Raw genomic sequence first — 19,891 nt, forward strand, 5'->3', positions numbered from 1 at the left:
TTGGTTTATAGAATGAAAATACAGATACCCACCCTATCTTATGAACTGAATACCATGGCGCGCAAGCATCGTGATACCAAAGGTTATAGTCAAGAAGAATTTGCCTTTCTAATTGGTAGATCGTTGGAAGAAGTCCAAGCAAATGAAGATTTGACCAGCAATTCGTCTTACGACATCAATCATACTAATTTTTATGCTCGCGTTTTGGGTAAAAAGCCTAAGGATATGTTTTTCAGCAAAAGCTTTGATGAACCGATCATCAATATAACAGCTACGAAGTCTATCTCCAAGAAATCTGGCGTGAACTATAAGGGTACCGGTACATTTAATGGAAAACAGATAGATATCGAATCATATTCTATATTGATAGCCCCTTCTTATGATGTAACAGATGAGGAACAGGAAATGGTATCGTCATTGCTAGATAGCTGGTTGCGAAATGGCTATTTCGTAAACGGGGTAACTGGCTACGCATTATATCAAGACTTGCTAGCAAAGCGGGCCTCCGGGAAAATAGAATTACCAGATTCCTTTCGCCCTATTTTGGTCGCCAACGCGGTTATCACCATGTGCAGCCGCCGAAAGAAACCGAAACTAATTCCTCAGAGGGATCTTCCAAAAACACCGGAGAAGTGGTTGTTGTATAAGGAGGATTGGTAGCTTTCCATGGGAATAGAAGATTATGAAACTTTTGGCCTGTACCTTTTTACATGATGCTTAATCGCCGTTTCCGACTTGCACGAGCAATATATGAACAATTTTTGGAATCGTGAAATTTAGCTCCGTTGGGTTTTTATTACGTTTTTATCATATAAAAAATAGTTGCTTATCATGGATCTTGTTGCGAATGAACATTACTGCTTGTATTCTCCTGTTGAGAAGTCCACTTTCTAGAGAAGCCTAAATGCCCATTATGAGCAAGTTTCAAATCCTTAATCTCTTCTAAATTCATCATCTATGTTTATACTAGTGAAAACAGGTTTCATTGATTGAATGAAAATATTATATTTAACCAATTTTCGATTTCAAATTAGCCAAATGGAAATTGTTACTTCAATAACTAAACTGACTAAAATTTTCAAGGATAAGAGATGGTTCGACAAGGACTTTGAAGAGTTTGCCTTCAACAATTTCTGCGAGTTACTCCAAGTCCTGAGCCCGGAAGAAAGACTACTGGTTCTAGAACTTACGGAACGTTATCTTTGGATTCCGGCCGGAGAATATGTCGAAAACATAGCCAACGCTTTTAACCAGATGCCTCCAGAAGCACTAACAGGCATAAGCAAAATATACCTATTTCCGATATCCAAGCCATCAGATGCCGAAAAAATTAAAAGTGCTGTCAGTTTGCTTTACGACTTTAAGTCCATGAGTTTCAAACTTTCTCGTTACTTAGGAAAACAGTTCAAGGTAGTTAATAGCTTTGAGGAACTTCAGCCACCCTTTGAATTGAAGGAAAATGAATTGCTCTTTCTGGTAGATGATTATATTGGCGGCGGAAGAACAGTAAACGCCTGCATGGAAGAAATATTTAAGAATGAGAAAATCAGTGTTGCGCAGACAGCCATCGCTGCAATCGGATGTCAGCTGGAAACTTATCATAAGCTAATGGATGCCGGGAATAAAGTATATTGCGCGAATATCCTTCTAAAAGGAATAACTGGGTATGATCAACCTGACCTCGCAGCAAAAAAGATAGCGATAATGAAAGTAATAGAAGACTCAATTCCCGGCTCTAAGAAGTTTAGTTTAGGATGGGAGGAATCAGAGGGGATCATTACCCTAAAGCGCACGCCAAACAATACCTTTCCGGTATTCTGGAAAAATATTAAGCGCCATGGCAAGACTTTACGGGCACCATTTTTAAGAATAGAGAACTTCAGCTAATGACAACAAAAAATAAAGTGTTACTCCTGCGTATCATCCATGAGGGTGGAGACATCAAATTGCTTCGGCATCACAACATATCGTTCCGCGAAATCGGAGAGATGGTAGAAACTAGCATTGACGAAGGACTTTTGACGAATTCAGACGACATCATAACCCTCACCGACCAAGGTAAAGGATTCCTGGACAGCAATATAGGCATAATCAAGGAGCGGGATAAGTCCAAATGGATTGAGTTGGACATGAAAAATAAAATTAGGAAATTAGACAAGGATGAAGTATTTTTACCTGCACAGAATGCTTTGTCATTCTTAAAATAATTCCCCCGGTTTTCCGGGGCGGGTGGATGTTGTCATCCCCCTTGTAAGTGAACAGGCTTTCAAGCTTGTGGATTAAACATAAACCAAAAGTCTCCTCCCCAAAGGGGCCCCTCCGACATTTTGCTTCATGTTTAATCCATTGTTTAAAGGAGCCTAAAACAAGTTTTAGGCTCCATAAAAAAGATCAAATGAACTTCGCTCAATACGAAAAGAAATTCAGGTTAAAGGCGTTGAAATCAGGGTTTTCTGAAGACAATATTGTAGCCTGTCTAAACTATGCGAAACCAATTTTAGAAAAAGGTTTGCCGGTAATCTACAACACCGCAAATCTAGCTGCTCTGGTCGGATACAGGACGACTTATTTAAAGCGTGCAGCTAAATTCACCAAATTCTACTACCGCTCTTTTACAATTAAAAAAAGTAACGGAAAGCTCCGAACTCTGATGGAGCCGCTACCCAGCCTTAAAGAAATCCAAACCTGGATACTGGAGAACATGTTGTCAGAAATCCCTGTCAGCAAATTTGCAAAAGCTTATGTAAAACACCGGTCACTGAAAGAAAACGTAAAACACCACAACAACAAGGAGGGAGTACTGACTTGCGACATCGCCACATTTTATGATTCAGTGCGATTTAAGGATATTGAAAAAATTTTTAACGAATTGGGATATTCCGAAGTGATGTCCAACTTACTTGCCAAGTTGACTACCTTCAATGGATCCCTTCCCCAAGGCGCACCAACCAGTCCATACCTATCGAACCTAGTTTTGAGGGAATTTGACCAAAAGATATCTGACTACTGCATTAACAATAATATCCGATATACCCGCTATGCAGATGACCTTACATTTTCTGGCGAAGTCAAATCACTGAAACTAAAGAATCTAGTCGAAGCAGAATTGAATAAGCTTGGCCTTGAGCTAAACCCAGATAAGACCAAACTCAGAAAATTCAGTCAACGGCAAATGGTAACTGGCATCGTAGTTAACGAAAAGACACAAATCCCAAAATTTGAAAGGAATTTTATCAGAAACGAAGTACATTTTCTGACCAGATTCGGATTGAAAGACCACCTACGCAAAACAAAAAACAAACGTGAGAATTATCTTTTGCACTTGCTAGGCAAAATAAATTTTGCGCTGCACATCAATCCAGCGGATAAAAAAATGGAATCTTATAGATCACAGGTCCAGAAAATCATTCAAACGGATGCCGGCTAAAAACTCCTAACTGATATGCAATTTCAGATACAGATAAATTGGTGGGTGCCAAATATTCTTTTGCTTTTTCAATCAATTTACTATGAACGTATTGTTGGGCATTCTGACCTATAATGGAGCGTAATAAATCGCTTAAGTAATGTGCCGAAACATTCAACTGTCTCGCTATAAAATCAACAGTTGGAAGTCCATTTTGCAGAGGTTTCTCTAAGTCAAAATACTCGTTTAAAATGTGTTCAATTTGGGAAATTAAATTGTGGTGTACAGATTTTCCTGTAATGAATTGCCTTTCGTAAAAGCGATCACTGTAATTAAGCAAGGGATTTTTTAGTCATACAATTTGCACAAGATATTATATCACTATTGTTTTGTTTTTAATGGCTGTTTTTTTCTTTCATATTCTTTCGGTGTTGGCGTTGTACTAAAGGCTACCGGAATAGAAAATTTCAAGCGATTTTGATTTTTATTGAAATTCTCGTCTGACAGTCCACCACCAACACTTAGAAGTCCAGCAACCTTCAGCTCACCTTTTCCTCCACTTCCTTGTTTTTCCTCAACTCCAACAAGAATGTCAAAATTTAATTCTTGAACATATCTCCAACCGTCACTTCTCAGTAACCTTTCACCGGTCTTCCCGATTTCAGTTTTCTCAGGATTTACAATTACACCTTTGTCTTGAAGTTCTTGTTGGCTTTCAAGTATAGCTTCACTTATTGAGGAAATGGTATTTTTTATAAATTCTTTTAAGTCCATAAGATTTTGATTAATCTAGCTAAACGTTTTAACCCACCTCAATAATTGCACCACTCTCCTCGTAACATTAGGCGGACTGAGAAATTCGAGCTTCTTTTTATCACAACAAATTTAGCACAAAAAAAGAATAGATTTGTTGGGGAATTTCATCCCTTCTAAGAGATATTAGTCAATCTTATGCTTCCTCAGGGGCAATAAATATTTTTCGATATCTTGTATATCTTTTTGGACTTTCGAGAAACCAAAAGTTTTAATAGTTTCAATACTAGCTTTATGGCACTTTTTTAATTTCAAACCGCTTCCGCAAGGACACTTATCGTTTCGCCCGAGCCCTTTCTTACAAAGGATGTTTTTTAGGGCTTGCAATGTTGCCTCAGCAGAGGGCATATTTAATCTTTCAACATAATACTGGATCACTCCCGCCGTATGATGTGCATATTCAGCACCAGCATATTGTTTCCCTTGTAATTTGTATATTTGATTAGCAAAATAAGTATACACCTTATCAGTAATAAAATCATTTATGTTAATTCCCTTCTGTGACATAGCAATTAGCTCGTGATCTGCATCTAGACAACATATACCCTCAGGAGATATATGCCAGTCAATGTCCCGAGGGATAATCTGACTCTTTTCGATCACAATGGGCACGCAATAAGGATAACTACGGGGAACTAACATTATAATCTGAAATGTACCCCAATAAACACCAACAGTATCACAAATATCCAGTTCGCCCGAAATTACCCACATTTTGGATTTGGCATGCCAACTATATTTAAGCTTAGGAAAGCGTTCGTTGGCGATAATAAAATCGCGTTCAAACAATGTCTTATTTTTTCTCAAAACGATAATACGGTTTACTTGCAGATGCAATCGGAGCAAGGTTAGCCAAATTCCTGTTTGAAACAACAACAGCCTGTTGCTTCAATTGAAGGTTTCCTGCCAGATCAGTAGCAATAAAATCTTGCTTTTTTAAGAAAGAAAGCCAATTGAAGTCATATTGCGTGTAATTAAATCGCTCTTCAGGTATCTGGAAAATATACCTGTCATTCTCACTTTTAGTACGGTGACACACTGGTGTATAATACTCTGCAAAAGCAAGACTTTGATCTTTGATATGATCACCAACCACAACACCATTACTAACAGCATATGATTGCATTTTGCTGGCCAAGCTTGTATGTAAACTACAAGTTGTTACTTCACTTATTTCGCCAATTCCTGCCATGCCCCATATTACATCTTGGTCGTATCCGAGGTCTATACCGATTCTGGTGTAAATATTTTCTATACCTTGTTCGATAAAAATGTTCTTTAAGTCTTCTTTTACAAAATAGGTAAACACACTCGCAAACTGTAGTGAACGCTTTACAGACAATTCTGGTTTTATATCCTTTCCGCCGAAATAAACAAATAAACCATCTCCCTGCAAGCGATGAACATACCCACCAAAAATTAAACAAGTATGTATAGCCGCCCGCTGAATTGTATTAGTAATAATCCAGACGGTGCGTGGTGTGTACTTTTTAAATAAGAGAGTTGAACCTTTAATATCCACAAACATTGATACTATATAATGTTCTTCCAGACCTTCTGAATGTTTGAGATGAGAAAAATCAGGATGCAAACCTAGCCTCTGGTCGAAATTTGGCACCAAGCCTAATTCGCGCGCAAAATCTGCAAGACTTGGCAATAAACGTTTCTCGGGTACTTGTTGATTAAAAGCTTTAAAATCCATGCCCTTTTGCAGGTTTCTTTCAGCATAAGACAAGTTTTCATAAAGCTTGCCTGATTTCGGATCCGCAGCAATGGCAGCACGGATCGGTTTTAAATAGTCGTCAAAAATATGCATAGTATTATTTTAAATTACAAATGATAATAATGAATAGTGGAATAAATAAACAAAACTGTATGGTAAACATTATACCTGCAATTTTCAATTTCATGAACTTTCCTTTAAGCCCCGTAGCCAATTGATAAACTTGATTTCTTAAGTCTTTTAATTCGTCTTCGTCCGTACAAGGTTCAGCCGACTTTACACAAAAAAACGAACTATCCTTACAAGCTATCGCGCCGAAAAAGTGCAGAGATTCGACATCTTTACTTAGAAAAGGTGTGGCTGCTATGACTACCGTAATCATCGTAGCCACACCAAGTCCAATAAGCACAATTATTATCGCATTAGACCAAAATCCGCAATTGACAAATGAACCAATAGTAAAATATCCAGCCACTAGCCCCCCGACAATAAAAGTACTCAAACCCAAGAATACTGAACTTTTGTTATTGACACTATCATAATAATGGTCGAAGCGGTCTATACAGTATTTTAATCTCTCCTTCTCCATATCAGCCTTTTATATTTTTGGGGTCATTCCCATAAGAGTTTTTCTCGCGAAACTGTCCGTGCTTGTTTTGAATTGTCAATTCCGACTGATTTTTAATAGCTTGTTGGCGGCCTACTGCAATGGCCTCCTTTTGTGTGTCAAAAACCTTGCTTACACGGTTACTGCCTGATGTTTTGGTTGCCCAATCATCGCCGTGCTTTACGACGAATACATTTTTATTATTTTTCATATACTTATATATTATATTTGAGGATTAATGTTAATTTCACCATAGGACGCTATCCTACTAATGGTACTTAAAGCGTTACCAACGGTTTTAGGTATATTATTTGAATGCAGTTAAATGGCCTGGCAAAAGTTAGATTCCGAAACGACAGAAGATCTCGTCACCTATATCGGGTGGATTGGCGATCCCGGCATGCGCGAGCAAGGTCAAGATGCGTTTCAGGCTTTCTGTTTTCGTTTTCAGGCTGACATCGTCAAAAAATGTCGGATTATAAGCAGGAACAGGGGTTACGATAAGCATGTTGCTGATGATATTGCACAACGAACATTTGAACGTTTTTTTAAATACCCACGGTTTGATTTTAGTAAATCAAAAGCAAAAGATTACGATACCGGTATAAAGCTATACCTATATCGAATTGCAGAAAATTTATTCAATGATTTTTATAGTGAACAACATAATCCAAATTCTAATCCCTACGAAGGCGATGAAGATCTAGTTTATGAATTCCCCTCTATTGAAAATATGTCTGTTAAGCCCGAGCAATTGAGGGTAATCAAAGAAAAATATGAACTCGTTCAGAAAGCACTGGAAAGGCTATCACCAAAACATAAGATTATTTACTTAACCTATCAACAGCATGCACAACAAGGGTTCAAATTGCCCAGAAAACTGACGGAAAAACTTCGGACAGAACTCCAGTTGACACAGGCAACAATACAGTTTTATAAAAAAGAAGCGTTTGATAAGATAAAAGAGTATCTAGAAATTTATGGCTCAAAGTAAAGTAAATATCACCCCTGATAATATGGCCGAGTGGCTCGCATCAACAGGATTTCTATTTCCAAGGAATGAAATGGAAATGTCACGTTTTGATAAGCTCTACCCGGACGAGTCAGAGGATGTGTCAGATTTTCAGGTTGATTGTGCGGGCATATTCAGCAGAACATTAAAGACCAGTAGCACGATACCACTGAAAAAAGAAGCTGAAGAAAAGGATATTCTCCCATTAAAAATGGTCGCCAGAAAAGGATCTGATGTTCCGAAACACATCCTTGATAAAATGAAAAAGAACCAAGATGGAAGAGCAAAGAACGATACTGGAACAACGGAAAAAGGAATTGAGTAAAATTGCAGATTTTGTTTCTTCCCAGTTTTCAGCTAAGAATGTTACACTTCTTGAAGAAATTGTAGCCTTTGAAAATATAAATCTATATATAGATCATTACGAGAATTTTTTCGATGGAATGTTAGTTTTCGATGATGATGAATTTCATATACATTTGAATATCGATCGTAAGAATGATTTAACTACCACCAGAGGGCGATTCAGTCTGGGTCATGAATTAGCTCATTATTATATTAACGAACACCGGATAGGTTTACAAAGCGGACTTTTAGAACCACATGGCTCCCTTACTAATTTAAACAAACATGACCCAATCGAACTAGAAGCAGACTATTTTGCTGGATGTCTTTTAATGCCCTATGACAAAATTTATTACTTCAATCAAGTTAGAAAATTTTCGCTTGACAAATTAAAGGCATTAGCTGAGAGTTTCAAGGTAAGTCTAATGGCAGCCTCGATTCGCTATTGTCAAACCTGTGTTCATGAACTTATGATTGTAGTATCGGAAAATAATATTGTAAAATGGTATGATCGGAATGACCATTTTCCAAAATGGCCTTTTCGATTCAAAGTTCATGGTCAATTGCCACCTACTACGGTTGCTGGCGAATTTTTCACTAAACCAGATAGTAGATTTACCTCAATAGAAGAAGTTAATCCTGACGATTGGTTCTATCCATTTCCAAATGATTATAGGGTAGATAGAAAAATGAACGAGCAATGCTTTTATGCAGATAATTATGGATATGTTATTAGTTTGCTTTGGTTTAGATAACTAATAGACTCTCAAGCTAACTCCAGCTAGCTTTTGGCCCACTCTCATCTCCTAATACTATCACCCAAAGAATGTTTGTCAAATCTAATTGTCCTAGGTCTTCTAATAAAGGCCCTAATGAAGGAAGCGGATGTAGGATTGAGCCAACAGAAAGGATTAGCTCATGTTTATAGCGAAAAGAGAGTAGAACATGGTCGATTGCCGTGCCGCTTGATGGAAATAGTATGTAACTCCTTTCCTTTAAGTTTATGTAAAGTGCAATACATTTCCGTTTATTTAATCAAGAGACACAACACCATTTTGGAGTTCAAGCTCGTTTATGAGTTTATTGACTTTCATTGCATCAAAACTATACTTTAGATTACATCTATCAACAAAAGCAGTTATTAATTTCTCATTATTTCTATTTATGAATGACTCATCAAAATGAGGATACGAAAAATCAGAAGTTAGCAGGAACGAAGAAACTATATCGTCCCTACCATCTTTAATAACCGTTAAACTTAAATTCTGAAATATTTTAAATAGATTGGAATCACTCGTTAGAAAATAAGGATAAATATTCCTTTTTAATACCTGAAACAGACGGAAGCTATTTGCTGTAAATTTTGAATGAAACAAGTCCCATGTGGTTCCAATTAATTTCCGTTTCACCTCCGCTGGCTTACAATCAAGACCTATCATCTTCCTAAAAGCAGTGTTTCCACCAAAAACATGCATCGCTAATTTATATTCGGCTCCTCGGAAGATTTCTAGATCGTTGATCAACCAATCTATAAACTCATTTAAATTCTTTTCCGCTTTATCTTTAGTAAGCCCATTCAATGAAATACTCCTTATCTTTAATAGAGCGCAGTAATTATTCTTCAACACAGGATTAACAATGCTCAGTGGGTTTTTCTTCAAATCTGGTATGTTTCTAAATACAAAAACATCCCGACGAAAATCGTATTTAAAGCTTTTGAAAATTTTCAATGGTATCTGTTCAAAAAAATCTATTCTTAATTTAAAATCTTGCAGTTTTTCTTTATCAAATTCCCCTTTTTGACTACATAACTCTAATAAAGCAAAAAAAGGACTTATCTTAATATTCGGATGCCTTTCCAAATATTCCTTTAAAGCAATGATTCTTGCGAAATCAACGTTTTTTGCAAATTTCTCGAAATCGATAACCTTAACAATATGGAGGCATACACAGCTATCCAGAAATATAATAGGTTCTATGTCTTGTTGGTGGAATTTATTAATAAAAGCATCGCTAGGTAAAGCTTCCTCTCCCTTTTCTGAGAAACAACTATATGAAAGTATACCCTTCTTCATGGTTTAATAGAACTTATACTATATTAAAAAAATCTCCGGATACAATTTCCAAAGCAATTGGAACATAGTACGATCCTGTTCTGCATCTTCTAAGCCGAACTCTTTTATTTTCTTCATAAATGTTCCCTTTTTGTCTGACTCCAAAATCAACTCCCAGGTCCCAGTTTTTTTAAGCGCTTCTTTCGTATAAACCCAAAAACATTTGTAATTATGCAAAACACCCATCATGTACTGTACCCAATTCTTCAAGCGAGAGCCTATAATTTGTTTTTGAACTGCGGACTCAACAAATAACAAATATCGCTGATGCTTTTGAATCAACACAATTTCTTCTGTGCCCCTTACTGTGTCATAATGTTTTAACGTCACAAGTTCTGCTTCACGAAAAGTAACATCTATATCAGAACTATTCAAGATAAAATGACTGTCCACATCTGTTAGATGATAACCTCGCTTAAATAATCTTGGAATTAGTTTGTAATGAATATCTTGAAGGTGGCTATTTTTGTATAGTTCTTGAAGTGGCCCACCTCCTGATGAATCCTTGGCATTAACATCAATATCTATTAATTCTTCAGTTAATAAAAATTCAATAAAATTGGTCTTTGAATATCCATTCTTCGTTTGATAGTTTTGCAAGTAATGTACTAGGTAAGGTTTTTTCTTCACATATTTCCCCACAAAACTCGATTTCTGGCTAAATAACGTTTTTTCCTCTTCTGTCAAAAATCTTAATTCTTGCAACACATTATAAAAACCTTGGTCATTTTTTCCTCTGTCCCTGATATCCTTCAAAATTTTATCAACCCTTAGTTTGCACTTTTTAATCTGTTCTAACCGCTCATTCTCCATCTCTTTTTCCTTTAGATGGTTAAGGCGATTTTGGAGCTCTACTTCCAAAATTTTATGCTGTGCTTCAAAATCTAAATAGAAAGCTTGATAATCTTTCTCTCTAAAAGTTAAATCTGATAATGTTATTGAGGACATAGTCCACTTATCCCAGACTTCCTGTTTTTCTTCATTAATAAAAGGCAACTTATAATTACATATAAATCGTAAGGAATTGCTGCTTTCGTCTAACCGAAATAAATTTTGGCTAGACCATACCCACTTAATATCTCTTTGCAGATTACTCAGCAGCAAAGGATTATCTTTAAGATCTAACACCCAGATCAAGAAGATGCCATGATTCGCATAAAACTTGGCGCGTTCGTTAATATACTTGGGCGATAAAGACGACAATTGGATTTCAAAAACAAGCTCCATTCCTTTATATTGACAATAGACGTCTGGTTTTCTCCTATCCTTACCTTTTATAATGAAAGTTGTATCAATTTGTACAGAATTGACATCAATACCTTCGGTGGTTAGAAGTCCTTCACCAATTTTATTCTTTAAGTATTTGTGACGGGAGCTTTCTCGACCATACAACATACGGTAATGATCATTGGCCATCTCGTCATCCCAGTCATTTTCTTTGAGAATACAGAATTCCGATTTTGGAAAATGCTTGAAGTAGACATTATCTAACCGGCTTATAGAAGGAATCAGGTCTTGACCGCATTCACAACATTGAAAATTCCTAGTATTGGATGCATATTCGTTGCGAATAATAAATCCATCTTTTTGGCTCTTGATTAACTTATGGACATAATAGGTGTCACCAGTAATTTTATCACGTATAAGATTGATTTTTTTTTCGTCCATTAATTGATAGGCTAGGTTTATTATCTACAGCATTTCAATTCAATTTATATTACAGATGTGTGATATCTGTGTAGACAATAAAAAATTATAATTTCCTAAATTCGTTGATCTTCAATTAAAACTATCTTAGAAAAAAAGCACGAGACTATCGCAGTTTTTAATTCGTTCTCTCTAAAGTTACACCCTCATAAAAATAGTCCAAAATATACTTATCAAATGAATCTAAAAATGTATATTGTTTTATTTCTGCGATGTTAACTTTTTTAAATATTTCTAAGGCACCATGAATAGTTAACTGCTCATCAAAGAAATTGATAATCCCTGCATTTTGCAGCTTTTTAGAAATCATCCTGGGTAATCCATATTCTTCCAGTTGATAGACGACGGATGGAAGAAATGCATGTGATACTTTAGAAATAAAAGAAGAAATATCAACTCCATTGTTAATTATTTCTTTATATAAAACGTTTATGTCGCTAGCAAGTGCGGATAGATTGAAACTAGCAATTCGTTCTAGTTTAAAAAACTGATTGATATCGATGTCATATTTGTCTAACACATCTAACATTTCTGGAATAGTGTAAGTCCAATTATTTGGCAATATTTTTATGAAAGCGACGAACTTAGAGTGTTGCTCGCTGTAACGACCATCGCCCCATTCACCTGGTCTAAGATTAATTAGTTTATACAGCAATCTATCCCAATTATTTGAGTCGTCAGAGTTTAAGTACGAAAGTCCATTCCACTCTTCTGGCTGTTCTTTCATATCTCTTGCAATACTTTTTATAAACTCTGAATCATTAGATTGCAAAATATTTTCGCGAAGAAGTCGCTCGTAAGATTCCTGGCCTATAATATCATACATTTCCTTTTTAAAAACTGCTATCTTCGAAATTTGATCAGTTGTTAGGCTGTCTTTGTAGAGATTCTCATCTATATCCCCAAGTATAGAATCAGGAAATTCTATGTCCAATTGTGTATGATCATCAATAGGTGGCTTTTCCAGTAAAAATATTTTACCTATAAAATGTTTGAACATTCTACCTCCGCGGCCAATGATATTTTTGTATGTGAAGCTATCCAATATACTATTGCTACCGCTCTTACGGTTGCGCCAAATAATCACATTCTCTGCTGATGTATTCACGCCTTCTATTATAGAAGACGTGGATATTATTGTTTCAAGACCTCTTTCTTCCTCAAATAGTTTAACTTGTATTTGGCTAAGGGATCTATGCATCTGGCCGTTATGTATACCCACCCCCCTGCTAATAAGACTTGTTAACGTCCAATTTGACAGATAATTTTCAGATAACCAAGTAGCAAATTCTATCAATAATAAGTTTTCCGATAGAGGGATGTTCGCGATTAAAAGCCTCGAAACCATCTCGATTTGAGGGTAGGAAGCTGCATATATTAACGATTTAGCTTTGTTTTCAAATAGAATTTTTAGTAACGCATTTTCTTTCTTCACCAGATCTTTTCCTATTTCATTGTAAAGATCTTTACGTTCAAGGTAGACTGTGTTGAAGCCCAACTTATCTTCAAATATCATTCCTTCCGTAAATACATTACTTACTATCGAAGCTATGTTTGGGGCTAAAAAGTACTTTTGCTTGGCTTTGGCACTTAATTTAATGATAGCCTTAAGCAATGTTGGAGATCTTTCTTTATCATATTTAGAGCTAGCTTTGTAAAATTCATCTATTATAAGCATATCAATAGTGTCCAACTTATTAAAATAGTGCATCGCCCGTTCTTGTGGAAAGATGAAAATATTTTTTTCTGCAAGAGCGACCTCAGTTGTAGTAATAATCTTGTAGCTACCAGAAAACTTTTTACACAAGCGGCGTCTTGTTTCATCTGTAAGCGCTATGGTTGGCACTATGATCATCACATTTTGAGGCTTCTTTATAGAAATAAAAGCGTCAATAACAAAGCTTTTTCCGAAACTAGTTGGGGCGCTGACCGCAATATTTTGACCCTCAATTAGCTTTTTTAAAAGATGTGATTGTTCTCTATGCAATGTAGCTTCCCGCCCCCCTATATCTACTTTAAAGGCTTCAAGAATGAAACGCTCTTGCCAATTACTATTCTCCTCTTGAAGATAGGGGTATAAGCCTGTAACTCGAATTAAATGATTAACTATAGGCGAATACGAGAGATTATTTGACCGATGATAATCAAGTAATTTGATTAGTTCGTTTCTAGCCTTAAGATCTTCATTGGCTGAAATATAGTCATTTATTATATGACATGTTGCAAAAATATCCATAAATATCAGTCATTGTCTTTATGAAACTCTACCGTCGAAACAAACTTCTCAGTGATGTATGCTTTGGTCGGCACTGGAAATAAAATAATATGAAATGCTATCTGTTCATAAAGATGAACTTTAATTTTAAGCGTTTCAATTTGTTTTTTAAAATATGCCTCAGCCCTTGCGGCATGATAATTAATAAGATCTTGTTTGTAGGCATCATTCATTATAGATTGTTTACTTGTGAATTCACATTGATGAAGCAATAGTATTGGAATATGCAGGCGCGGTTTTAAGATATCAATTGAAGTATTTGGTGATAATATATTTTTTATCGAGTTTCTTAAATTTTCATCTGTAATTAATGTATTCAGGTCAGAAACACCCGTTATTATACCATTTTCTTTTTTAAGTTTTTCTTTAATTAACGAATTTCCTACCGATTGAACGATTTCAGATAATCGGGTATCCTCTATACTATTATAAAACTTGGCTTCACCAAACCAAATGGAAAATTCTCCAGCTTCGTCAACAACAATGTGTACACTGTCAGCACCTTTGGCATTGTCTTGCGTATTTTGCTTATAATAAATCTTCGGAACTACCGGTAATGCCTTGTAATGATTCTTCATTATACCATAGAGAATGATCTCTGCCATCTCACTACCTTGACTAATTTTATCTTTTTTATCCGTAAGGCGAAGGTTTTTAGCCGCTCTATTCAACACTGAGGAAGGGCTTCCAATCAAACTTTCCCTTTCCTTATGGGTTAATGCAGTCTCGGCTACGTTATCGAATATAAAGTTCATGAATTTAGAGTAACGCCATTTACCATCCTCAAAATCATTTATTATCGACAAAACTCTCTTTTTGTCAATTGGTTGAAGATTCGTATCCAAGTTGACTGCCGCGAACTGGTCATCTATTAGAATTTCAAAAACTAAATCTGTACTTAACATAAAAAAATTAACTATATAACTCCTCCATCACTTCAATCCTATTATCGATTACCCTAACAGCCTCCTGTGGACTGGTCTCATCCTCTTTGAAGCCATAGTGATCTTTTGTACACGAAGAACATCGGCCCTAGAAGCCTCGTTTAGATTGCTATATATGCACTTCCACACCTCATTTTCAGATGAAGAAAATATCTTCTTCTTGGTTGTGTATTCAATTACCGGTTTGAATCGTTCTGCTGCTGTTTGTTTAATTTCTGTTAATAGCGCTTTATCCTCCACCGTATAGTTCAACTTATTGGCTTTCACAAAATCAAGGGCAGTTTTTGCTATTTCATTATTTTCGTTCTTCAAGATTTTTAAGACCGATTCATAGTCGATCAAGTCATAGGCTATTATGATTTTCTTTAAAATAGTTCTATAGCCATTAGAAATTTCAGGTGATTGCAGCTCATCAAACAGCATGGCCGATGCTAAATTAGAATCGATCACTCCAAAATATTTATAAAGCCTTTTAAGACGCTCTTTCGTTTCAGCTTCCGCTGAATCGTAATTATGCTGAGTAATGGAAAGCACCAAGGGTGCAAATTCAGGAAATCGCTTCTCGAGAATAAAATTGATTTTTGCCTCCGATATGCTGGATAACTTCGGACTAGCCATATGGGTATCGATCATGATCTTCGCATCAATTTTATCTTTAACCAGGTTGCCATCAACGGATTTGCCCGTTTTTAAACTTTGCTTCTCCCCTTCTTTGAATGCTCTAACAGGCGTCCCCAATGCCGTGATCATAAACATCTGCGTTCCTTTACCGCTGATTTCATCAATATCTATCCGTAAGCCGACAATGCAGTTTGCTCCTAAGCGTTGCGCTCTATCGGATAATGTTTCAATGGCCTGTTTATAGATACTTTGTAATTTGCGTTCGTAGGTGCTTGATCTCCCACCGAAGAAGTCAGTCCAACCCGCGGCGAAATCACTAAACACATTCGACCCTACCACCACATTGGCAGTAATAGGTTCATGATATTCTTCGATCGTCCAACCCTCTAACGTATTAGTGGTGGTGGTAATGATTTTATTCATATAGGTATAGGTTATCCTAAAATGGATTAGACTGGTTTAGGGTCTGGTAATGATTTAATTGTTGATATTTTTTGTTTAGTTTAAATGTTTTAGTTTGACAGTACTAATGTAATAAAGTAATCAGTATTTCGCAAGTATAAGAGAAAATGTGAGAATAGTAATATGTTTTTATATTCTGCACCTGTGCAGGCATAATGAAATCGAAACGAATATAATCGGTTCTGTTTTTGGGTTTTTACAATTTCTGTAAAAATCTCATGGAATCACTAACTAAGAACTAACTAAGCTCTAACTAAGCTCGACTACTTTACTCTGTTTTATTAATGCTCTCTAACACCATTAAAAGAAACTTTTGATAACGAACACCAGCTTGGTTAATTCTCAGATAGAGACTTTTATAATTATCGATATCAGTTTCCCCGCATTACGGCTTTTGTTATATTTCTTCCCAGCCTTTTCAGCAGGCTTGCATCCTCTGTTATGATCTCAGCATCTCCCGTCATACCTATTTTAAGTTTGATTCCGGTATTTTCTTCCTTTAAGAAGAGCTGCACCCTCGATAGGTAGGTACTGTCGCGGTAAGGCACATCGGTTATCAGGAGAATCCTCCCTTCAATCTTGCCATACTCTTCATATGGATAACTGTTCATGCTTATCAATACCCGTTGTCCGCTCCTAACCTTACCCATATTGTTCTGTCGCACATGCATTTCCCCAAAATAGCTCGTGCTTTTCGGGTTAATATAAAAAATAGGTTGTCCGGCTTCTATGTACTGCTTCTCCTGTATAATACCGGAATAAGCTAGCTCCCCGTCCTGCTGGGCGATTAGCACATATTGCTGCTTCCATTTTTCCATCTCGCTTATAATGCTGTTCAGCGCCTGTACGAAGGAAGTCTGTTCTGTTCGTATTTTATTTTCTAGTTCAGCAAGCTCTTTACTGCGGGCCGTCAGATTGGCCTGACTTGCCAGTATATTGGAGCCGATCTGCTGAAGCGGCTGCTGTTTGGATAGCAGCGCAGATTCCTGCTTCTGCATTTCCATCGGTGAAATAACTTTTTTTTCTGCCAATATGCTATATGCCTGATGTTCTTTTTGGGCTAAACGGTAATCCTTTTCGTAGAGTTCCTCCTGCTCACGTAACCTCTTCTGCTGTTGTTTTTCGTAATCCATTTCCTTTATCAGATACCTTCTCTGTTGTAGATACAACCCCCCTTTAATTGCCGCTTGGTAATTTGTATATGCATTATAAAATGTTTGATAAGGCCCCTGAAGCTCTCCCAGATCCAGGTTATGGGGGGCGTCGGGCAAAAAGAAAGAGGAGTCCAGACCGTTCCTTAGCTGGACAAGTTTTGCCAGAAGATCTAGCACCTGGTCATGTTTACCCGAGCTTTCCATCCAGGCAAGCACTTGTCCCGACTGCACTTTCATCCTTTCTCTCACTAGAAGTTTGGACAAAGTACCCGACACTCTAGGCACAACTGCTTTTGGGGCGTTTATAGCATTCACTTTGATCCCGGCGCGGACAATATCGGGATATTGGATAAAAGCCGACATGGTGACGATTGCCAGCAAAATGGAGAGAACTAACGATATGCCCCATTTCAGCAGCCAGGAAGGGGGTTTGGATATGATGTCCTGTAAATCTTCGGCATGGATTTCTTCCGATCGTTTATTTCTTTTCATCTCAGTGTCTTTAATTGCCAAGTTCTAACTGGTTCTTCACTAAACGGTAGTATTCTCCCTTCTGCTTTACCAGATCCGCATGGGTACCCTGTTCTACTATGGCTCCTTTGTCAAGTACAACAATATTATCTGCATGGCTCACCGTACTTAATCGATGGGCCACAACAACAACTGTTCTGCCAATAAAAAACTCTTTCAGGTTATCGATGATAACCCGTTCATTCCTTGCATCCAGTGCATTGGTAGCTTCATCGAAAAGGATGAACTGTGGGTCTTTGTATACAGCACGGGCGATCAGCAAACGCTGTCGCTGTCCCTGGCTGATTCCCTTGCCCGCTGTCCCGATCCTGGTTTTCAATCCAAATGGCTGCTCCTCTATAAATCCCTCCAGATTGGCCATTCGGATGGCATAGCGGACGCGCTCTATATCAGGAAACTCTTCCCCAACTGCTATATTGTTCTCAATGGTATCTGCGAAAATAAAGCCATCCTGCATCACCATCCCGCAGCCGGCACGCCATACCCGATGCGAAACTTGGTCCAGTTTTGTAGAACCGAGAAATATCTCCCCCTTTTCGGCCTTATAAAAGCGCATGATAAGCTTTAATATGGTGGTTTTGCCGCTGCCGCTCATGCCTACCAAGGCTGTCGTTTTGCCTTCGGGGATATCCAAGTTTATATCGCGCAAGACCGGCTCGTTTCCCGCACCTAAATAACGGAACGTGATATTCCTGAGGTACAGCGAACGGTCCTTCGGTATTTCCTGTATCCAGTCCCGGTCGAGAGGTTCCTCGTCTTCCTGTGTAAAAATTTCGTTGATCCGTTCCAGGCTGATCTTGGCATCCTGGTATTGCTGGATAAATGTAAGCAACTGCTCTATCGGGCTATTGACCATACCGACCACGTACTGTACGGCCATCATCCCGCCCAACGTAAGATCGCCATCGATAACCGCCTTGGCGCTTATAAAAGTGATGAGAATATTCTTCAGCTGGTTTATGGCCATGGCACCGGCCTGTTGGTATTGTGACAACGCCAAACTCGCTACTTTAAATTTAAAGAGCCTTGCCTGGATGGTCTCCCAGATCCAGCGCTTCTGTTTTTCACTGTTGTTAAGCTTGATTTCCTGCATACTCTGGATCAGTTCCACCGTTACCGTTTGATTGTCTGAACTGATTCCGAAACGCTTCTGATCCAGCACCCGTCGTCGTTTCAGAAACAGTAGTATCCACCCCGTATAAAGAATGGTCGCACCGGCAAAGATCAAAAAGATCGTGCCGTTGTAATAAGCCAGCACAAAACCAAAAACAAACAGGTTGACAAAGGAAAACAGGGTATTCAACGAAGAGCCGGTGAGAAAGCTTTCAATCCGCTGTTGATCGGCCATTCGCTGCATAATATCTCCGTGGGTTTTCAGCTCGAAAAAACTCAGCGGCAGTTTCATGAGTTTGATCAGCATGTCGGTAAGAACGGCAATGTTAATTCTGACACTGATGTGCAGAAGAATCCATGAACGGATGAACGAAACACCTGTTTGCCCTACAAAAAGCATCAACTGAGCTATCAGTACGAGATAAACAAAATGGATGTCCTCAGTGTTAATGCCGATATCCACTACGGACTGTGTAAGAAAAGGAGTGATGAGCTGGAGAATGGTGCCCACCAACAGTCCGAAAAAGAGCTGAACGATCAGTTGTCTATAACGGTAAAAGTACTGTAGCATCGATGTCCACCGGAGACCTTCGACGGGAAGGTTCTCATCGGGATCATCTTCATAGAAAGAGGGTGTTGGTGCCAATAAAAGAGATATGCCGCTGTGGAGCTCTTTATGGGCATACCAGTCGTCCGTAAACTCTTTTGCCGTCAGTTCCCGGAGTCCCTGTGCCGGGTCGGCAATATAATAGTTTCCCTTTTTAACTCTGTATAGCACCACGAAATGGTTCTGCCTCCAGTGCAGGATACAGGGCAGGTCTATCTCCCGGAGCTGTTCCAGCGTCAGGCGCACCCCCTGCGTCCTGAACCCCAGTTTTTCCGCCGCCTCGCTGATACCCAACAGATTCACACCATGTTTATGGGTCTGTGTCAATTGTCGGATATAGTGAATGGAAATATTACGTTTATAGTATTTACATATCATCCGCAAACAGGTTGCACCGCAATCCATTACATCCTGTTGGCGAAAAAAGGGAAACTTGTTTAACATAAAGATGATTTCG

Annotated in this window: 20 protein-coding genes; 7 read left to right on the forward strand and 13 right to left on the reverse strand. The window is 37.8% G+C overall.

The window, feature by feature from the left end:
- Nucleotides 1-12: 12 nt before the first annotated feature.
- From BMY50_RS05225 to BMY50_RS05240, 4 genes are all read left to right on the forward strand, one after another.
- Entirely contained in the window at nucleotides 13-660 is a 648-nt protein-coding gene (locus BMY50_RS05225) for a hypothetical protein (RefSeq protein ID WP_093319629.1), read from the forward strand.
- Nucleotides 661-1,038: 378 nt separating this feature from the next.
- Nucleotides 1,039-1,887, forward strand: coding sequence for a phosphoribosyltransferase-like protein (locus BMY50_RS05230; protein WP_139202205.1), 849 nt, complete (start codon nucleotides 1,039-1,041; stop codon nucleotides 1,885-1,887).
- Between the two features lie 17 nt (nucleotides 1,888-1,904).
- Nucleotides 1,905-2,207: a hypothetical protein gene (locus tag BMY50_RS05235; protein WP_139202206.1), complete on the forward strand. Its 303-nt coding sequence runs from the start codon at nucleotides 1,905-1,907 to the stop codon at nucleotides 2,205-2,207.
- A 188-nt stretch (nucleotides 2,208-2,395) separates the two neighbouring features.
- Entirely contained in the window at nucleotides 2,396-3,427 is a 1,032-nt protein-coding gene (locus BMY50_RS05240; protein WP_093319642.1) for a reverse transcriptase domain-containing protein, read from the forward strand.
- Here the strand turns inward: BMY50_RS05240 and BMY50_RS05245 are convergent.
- From BMY50_RS05245 to BMY50_RS05270, 6 genes are all read right to left on the reverse strand, one after another.
- Nucleotides 3,405-3,746 (reverse strand): helix-turn-helix domain-containing protein, encoded by a 342-nt coding sequence (locus BMY50_RS05245; protein WP_093319647.1) that lies wholly within the window; start codon nucleotides 3,744-3,746, stop codon nucleotides 3,405-3,407. The two genes, BMY50_RS05240 and BMY50_RS05245, sit on opposite strands and share 23 nt — an antisense overlap.
- Before the next feature lie 41 nt (nucleotides 3,747-3,787).
- On the reverse strand, nucleotides 3,788-4,180 hold the full coding sequence (locus tag BMY50_RS05250; RefSeq protein WP_093319652.1) for a hypothetical protein: 393 nt from the start codon (nucleotides 4,178-4,180) through the stop codon (nucleotides 3,788-3,790).
- Nucleotides 4,181-4,345: 165 nt separating this feature from the next.
- Nucleotides 4,346-5,026: an SEC-C domain-containing protein gene (locus tag BMY50_RS05255; RefSeq protein ID WP_093319657.1), complete on the reverse strand. Its 681-nt coding sequence runs from the start codon at nucleotides 5,024-5,026 to the stop codon at nucleotides 4,346-4,348.
- On the reverse strand, nucleotides 5,013-6,035 hold the full coding sequence (locus tag BMY50_RS05260) for an adenylate/guanylate cyclase domain-containing protein (protein ID WP_093319665.1): 1,023 nt from the start codon (nucleotides 6,033-6,035) through the stop codon (nucleotides 5,013-5,015). The genes BMY50_RS05255 and BMY50_RS05260 overlap by 14 nt, the downstream gene beginning before the upstream one ends.
- A gap of 4 nt (nucleotides 6,036-6,039) precedes the next feature.
- Nucleotides 6,040-6,531 carry a hypothetical protein gene (locus BMY50_RS05265; RefSeq protein ID WP_093319670.1) on the reverse strand — a complete coding sequence of 164 codons (492 nt, stop codon included), beginning with the start codon at nucleotides 6,529-6,531 and terminating at the stop codon, nucleotides 6,040-6,042.
- A 1-nt stretch (nucleotide 6,532) separates the two neighbouring features.
- Nucleotides 6,533-6,760, reverse strand: coding sequence for a DUF2188 domain-containing protein (locus BMY50_RS05270; protein WP_093319675.1), 228 nt, complete (start codon nucleotides 6,758-6,760; stop codon nucleotides 6,533-6,535).
- A gap of 114 nt (nucleotides 6,761-6,874) precedes the next feature.
- Between BMY50_RS05270 and BMY50_RS05275 the strand changes: the two genes are divergently transcribed.
- From BMY50_RS05275 to BMY50_RS05285, 3 genes are read left to right on the forward strand one after another with little or no spacing between them, the layout of a single operon-like run.
- Nucleotides 6,875-7,543, forward strand: coding sequence for an RNA polymerase sigma factor (locus BMY50_RS05275; RefSeq protein ID WP_093319680.1), 669 nt, complete (start codon nucleotides 6,875-6,877; stop codon nucleotides 7,541-7,543).
- On the forward strand, nucleotides 7,530-7,886 hold the full coding sequence (locus BMY50_RS05280; RefSeq protein ID WP_093319685.1) for a hypothetical protein: 357 nt from the start codon (nucleotides 7,530-7,532) through the stop codon (nucleotides 7,884-7,886). Before BMY50_RS05275 ends, BMY50_RS05280 begins: the two co-directional genes overlap by 14 nt.
- Nucleotides 7,837-8,661, forward strand: coding sequence for an ImmA/IrrE family metallo-endopeptidase (locus BMY50_RS05285; protein WP_093319690.1), 825 nt, complete (start codon nucleotides 7,837-7,839; stop codon nucleotides 8,659-8,661). The genes BMY50_RS05280 and BMY50_RS05285 overlap by 50 nt, the downstream gene beginning before the upstream one ends.
- A gap of 276 nt (nucleotides 8,662-8,937) precedes the next feature.
- Here the strand turns inward: BMY50_RS05285 and BMY50_RS05290 are convergent, their stop codons facing one another.
- From BMY50_RS05290 to BMY50_RS05320, 7 genes are all read right to left on the reverse strand, one after another.
- Complete coding sequence (locus BMY50_RS05290) at nucleotides 8,938-9,981, reverse strand: hypothetical protein (RefSeq protein ID WP_093319694.1); 1,044 nt, start codon at nucleotides 9,979-9,981, stop codon at nucleotides 8,938-8,940.
- 18 nt (nucleotides 9,982-9,999) lie between these two features.
- Entirely contained in the window at nucleotides 10,000-11,688 is a 1,689-nt protein-coding gene (locus BMY50_RS05295) for a DUF6035 family protein (protein ID WP_093319698.1), read from the reverse strand.
- A 157-nt stretch (nucleotides 11,689-11,845) separates the two neighbouring features.
- The gene (locus tag BMY50_RS05300; protein WP_093319702.1) at nucleotides 11,846-13,963 is read right to left on the reverse strand and encodes a DEAD/DEAH box helicase; all 2,118 of its coding nucleotides are present in this window, start codon (nucleotides 13,961-13,963) and stop codon (nucleotides 11,846-11,848) included.
- A gap of 5 nt (nucleotides 13,964-13,968) precedes the next feature.
- Complete coding sequence (locus BMY50_RS05305; RefSeq protein WP_093319705.1) at nucleotides 13,969-14,907, reverse strand: HamA C-terminal domain-containing protein; 939 nt, start codon at nucleotides 14,905-14,907, stop codon at nucleotides 13,969-13,971.
- Between the two features lie 48 nt (nucleotides 14,908-14,955).
- Nucleotides 14,956-15,990, reverse strand: coding sequence for a YbjQ family protein (locus tag BMY50_RS05310; protein ID WP_202907740.1), 1,035 nt, complete (start codon nucleotides 15,988-15,990; stop codon nucleotides 14,956-14,958).
- A 410-nt stretch (nucleotides 15,991-16,400) separates the two neighbouring features.
- Nucleotides 16,401-17,675, reverse strand: coding sequence for an HlyD family secretion protein (locus BMY50_RS05315; protein ID WP_093319709.1), 1,275 nt, complete (start codon nucleotides 17,673-17,675; stop codon nucleotides 16,401-16,403).
- 10 nt (nucleotides 17,676-17,685) lie between these two features.
- A complete protein-coding gene (locus BMY50_RS05320) occupies nucleotides 17,686-19,878 on the reverse strand; it encodes a peptidase domain-containing ABC transporter (RefSeq protein WP_093319715.1) in 2,193 nt (730 codons plus the stop codon).
- Between the last annotated feature and the right edge of the window lie 13 nt (nucleotides 19,879-19,891).

The organism is Olivibacter domesticus (genome assembly GCF_900109575.1).
Taxonomy (GTDB): Bacteria; Bacteroidota; Bacteroidia; order Sphingobacteriales; family Sphingobacteriaceae; genus Olivibacter; species Olivibacter domesticus.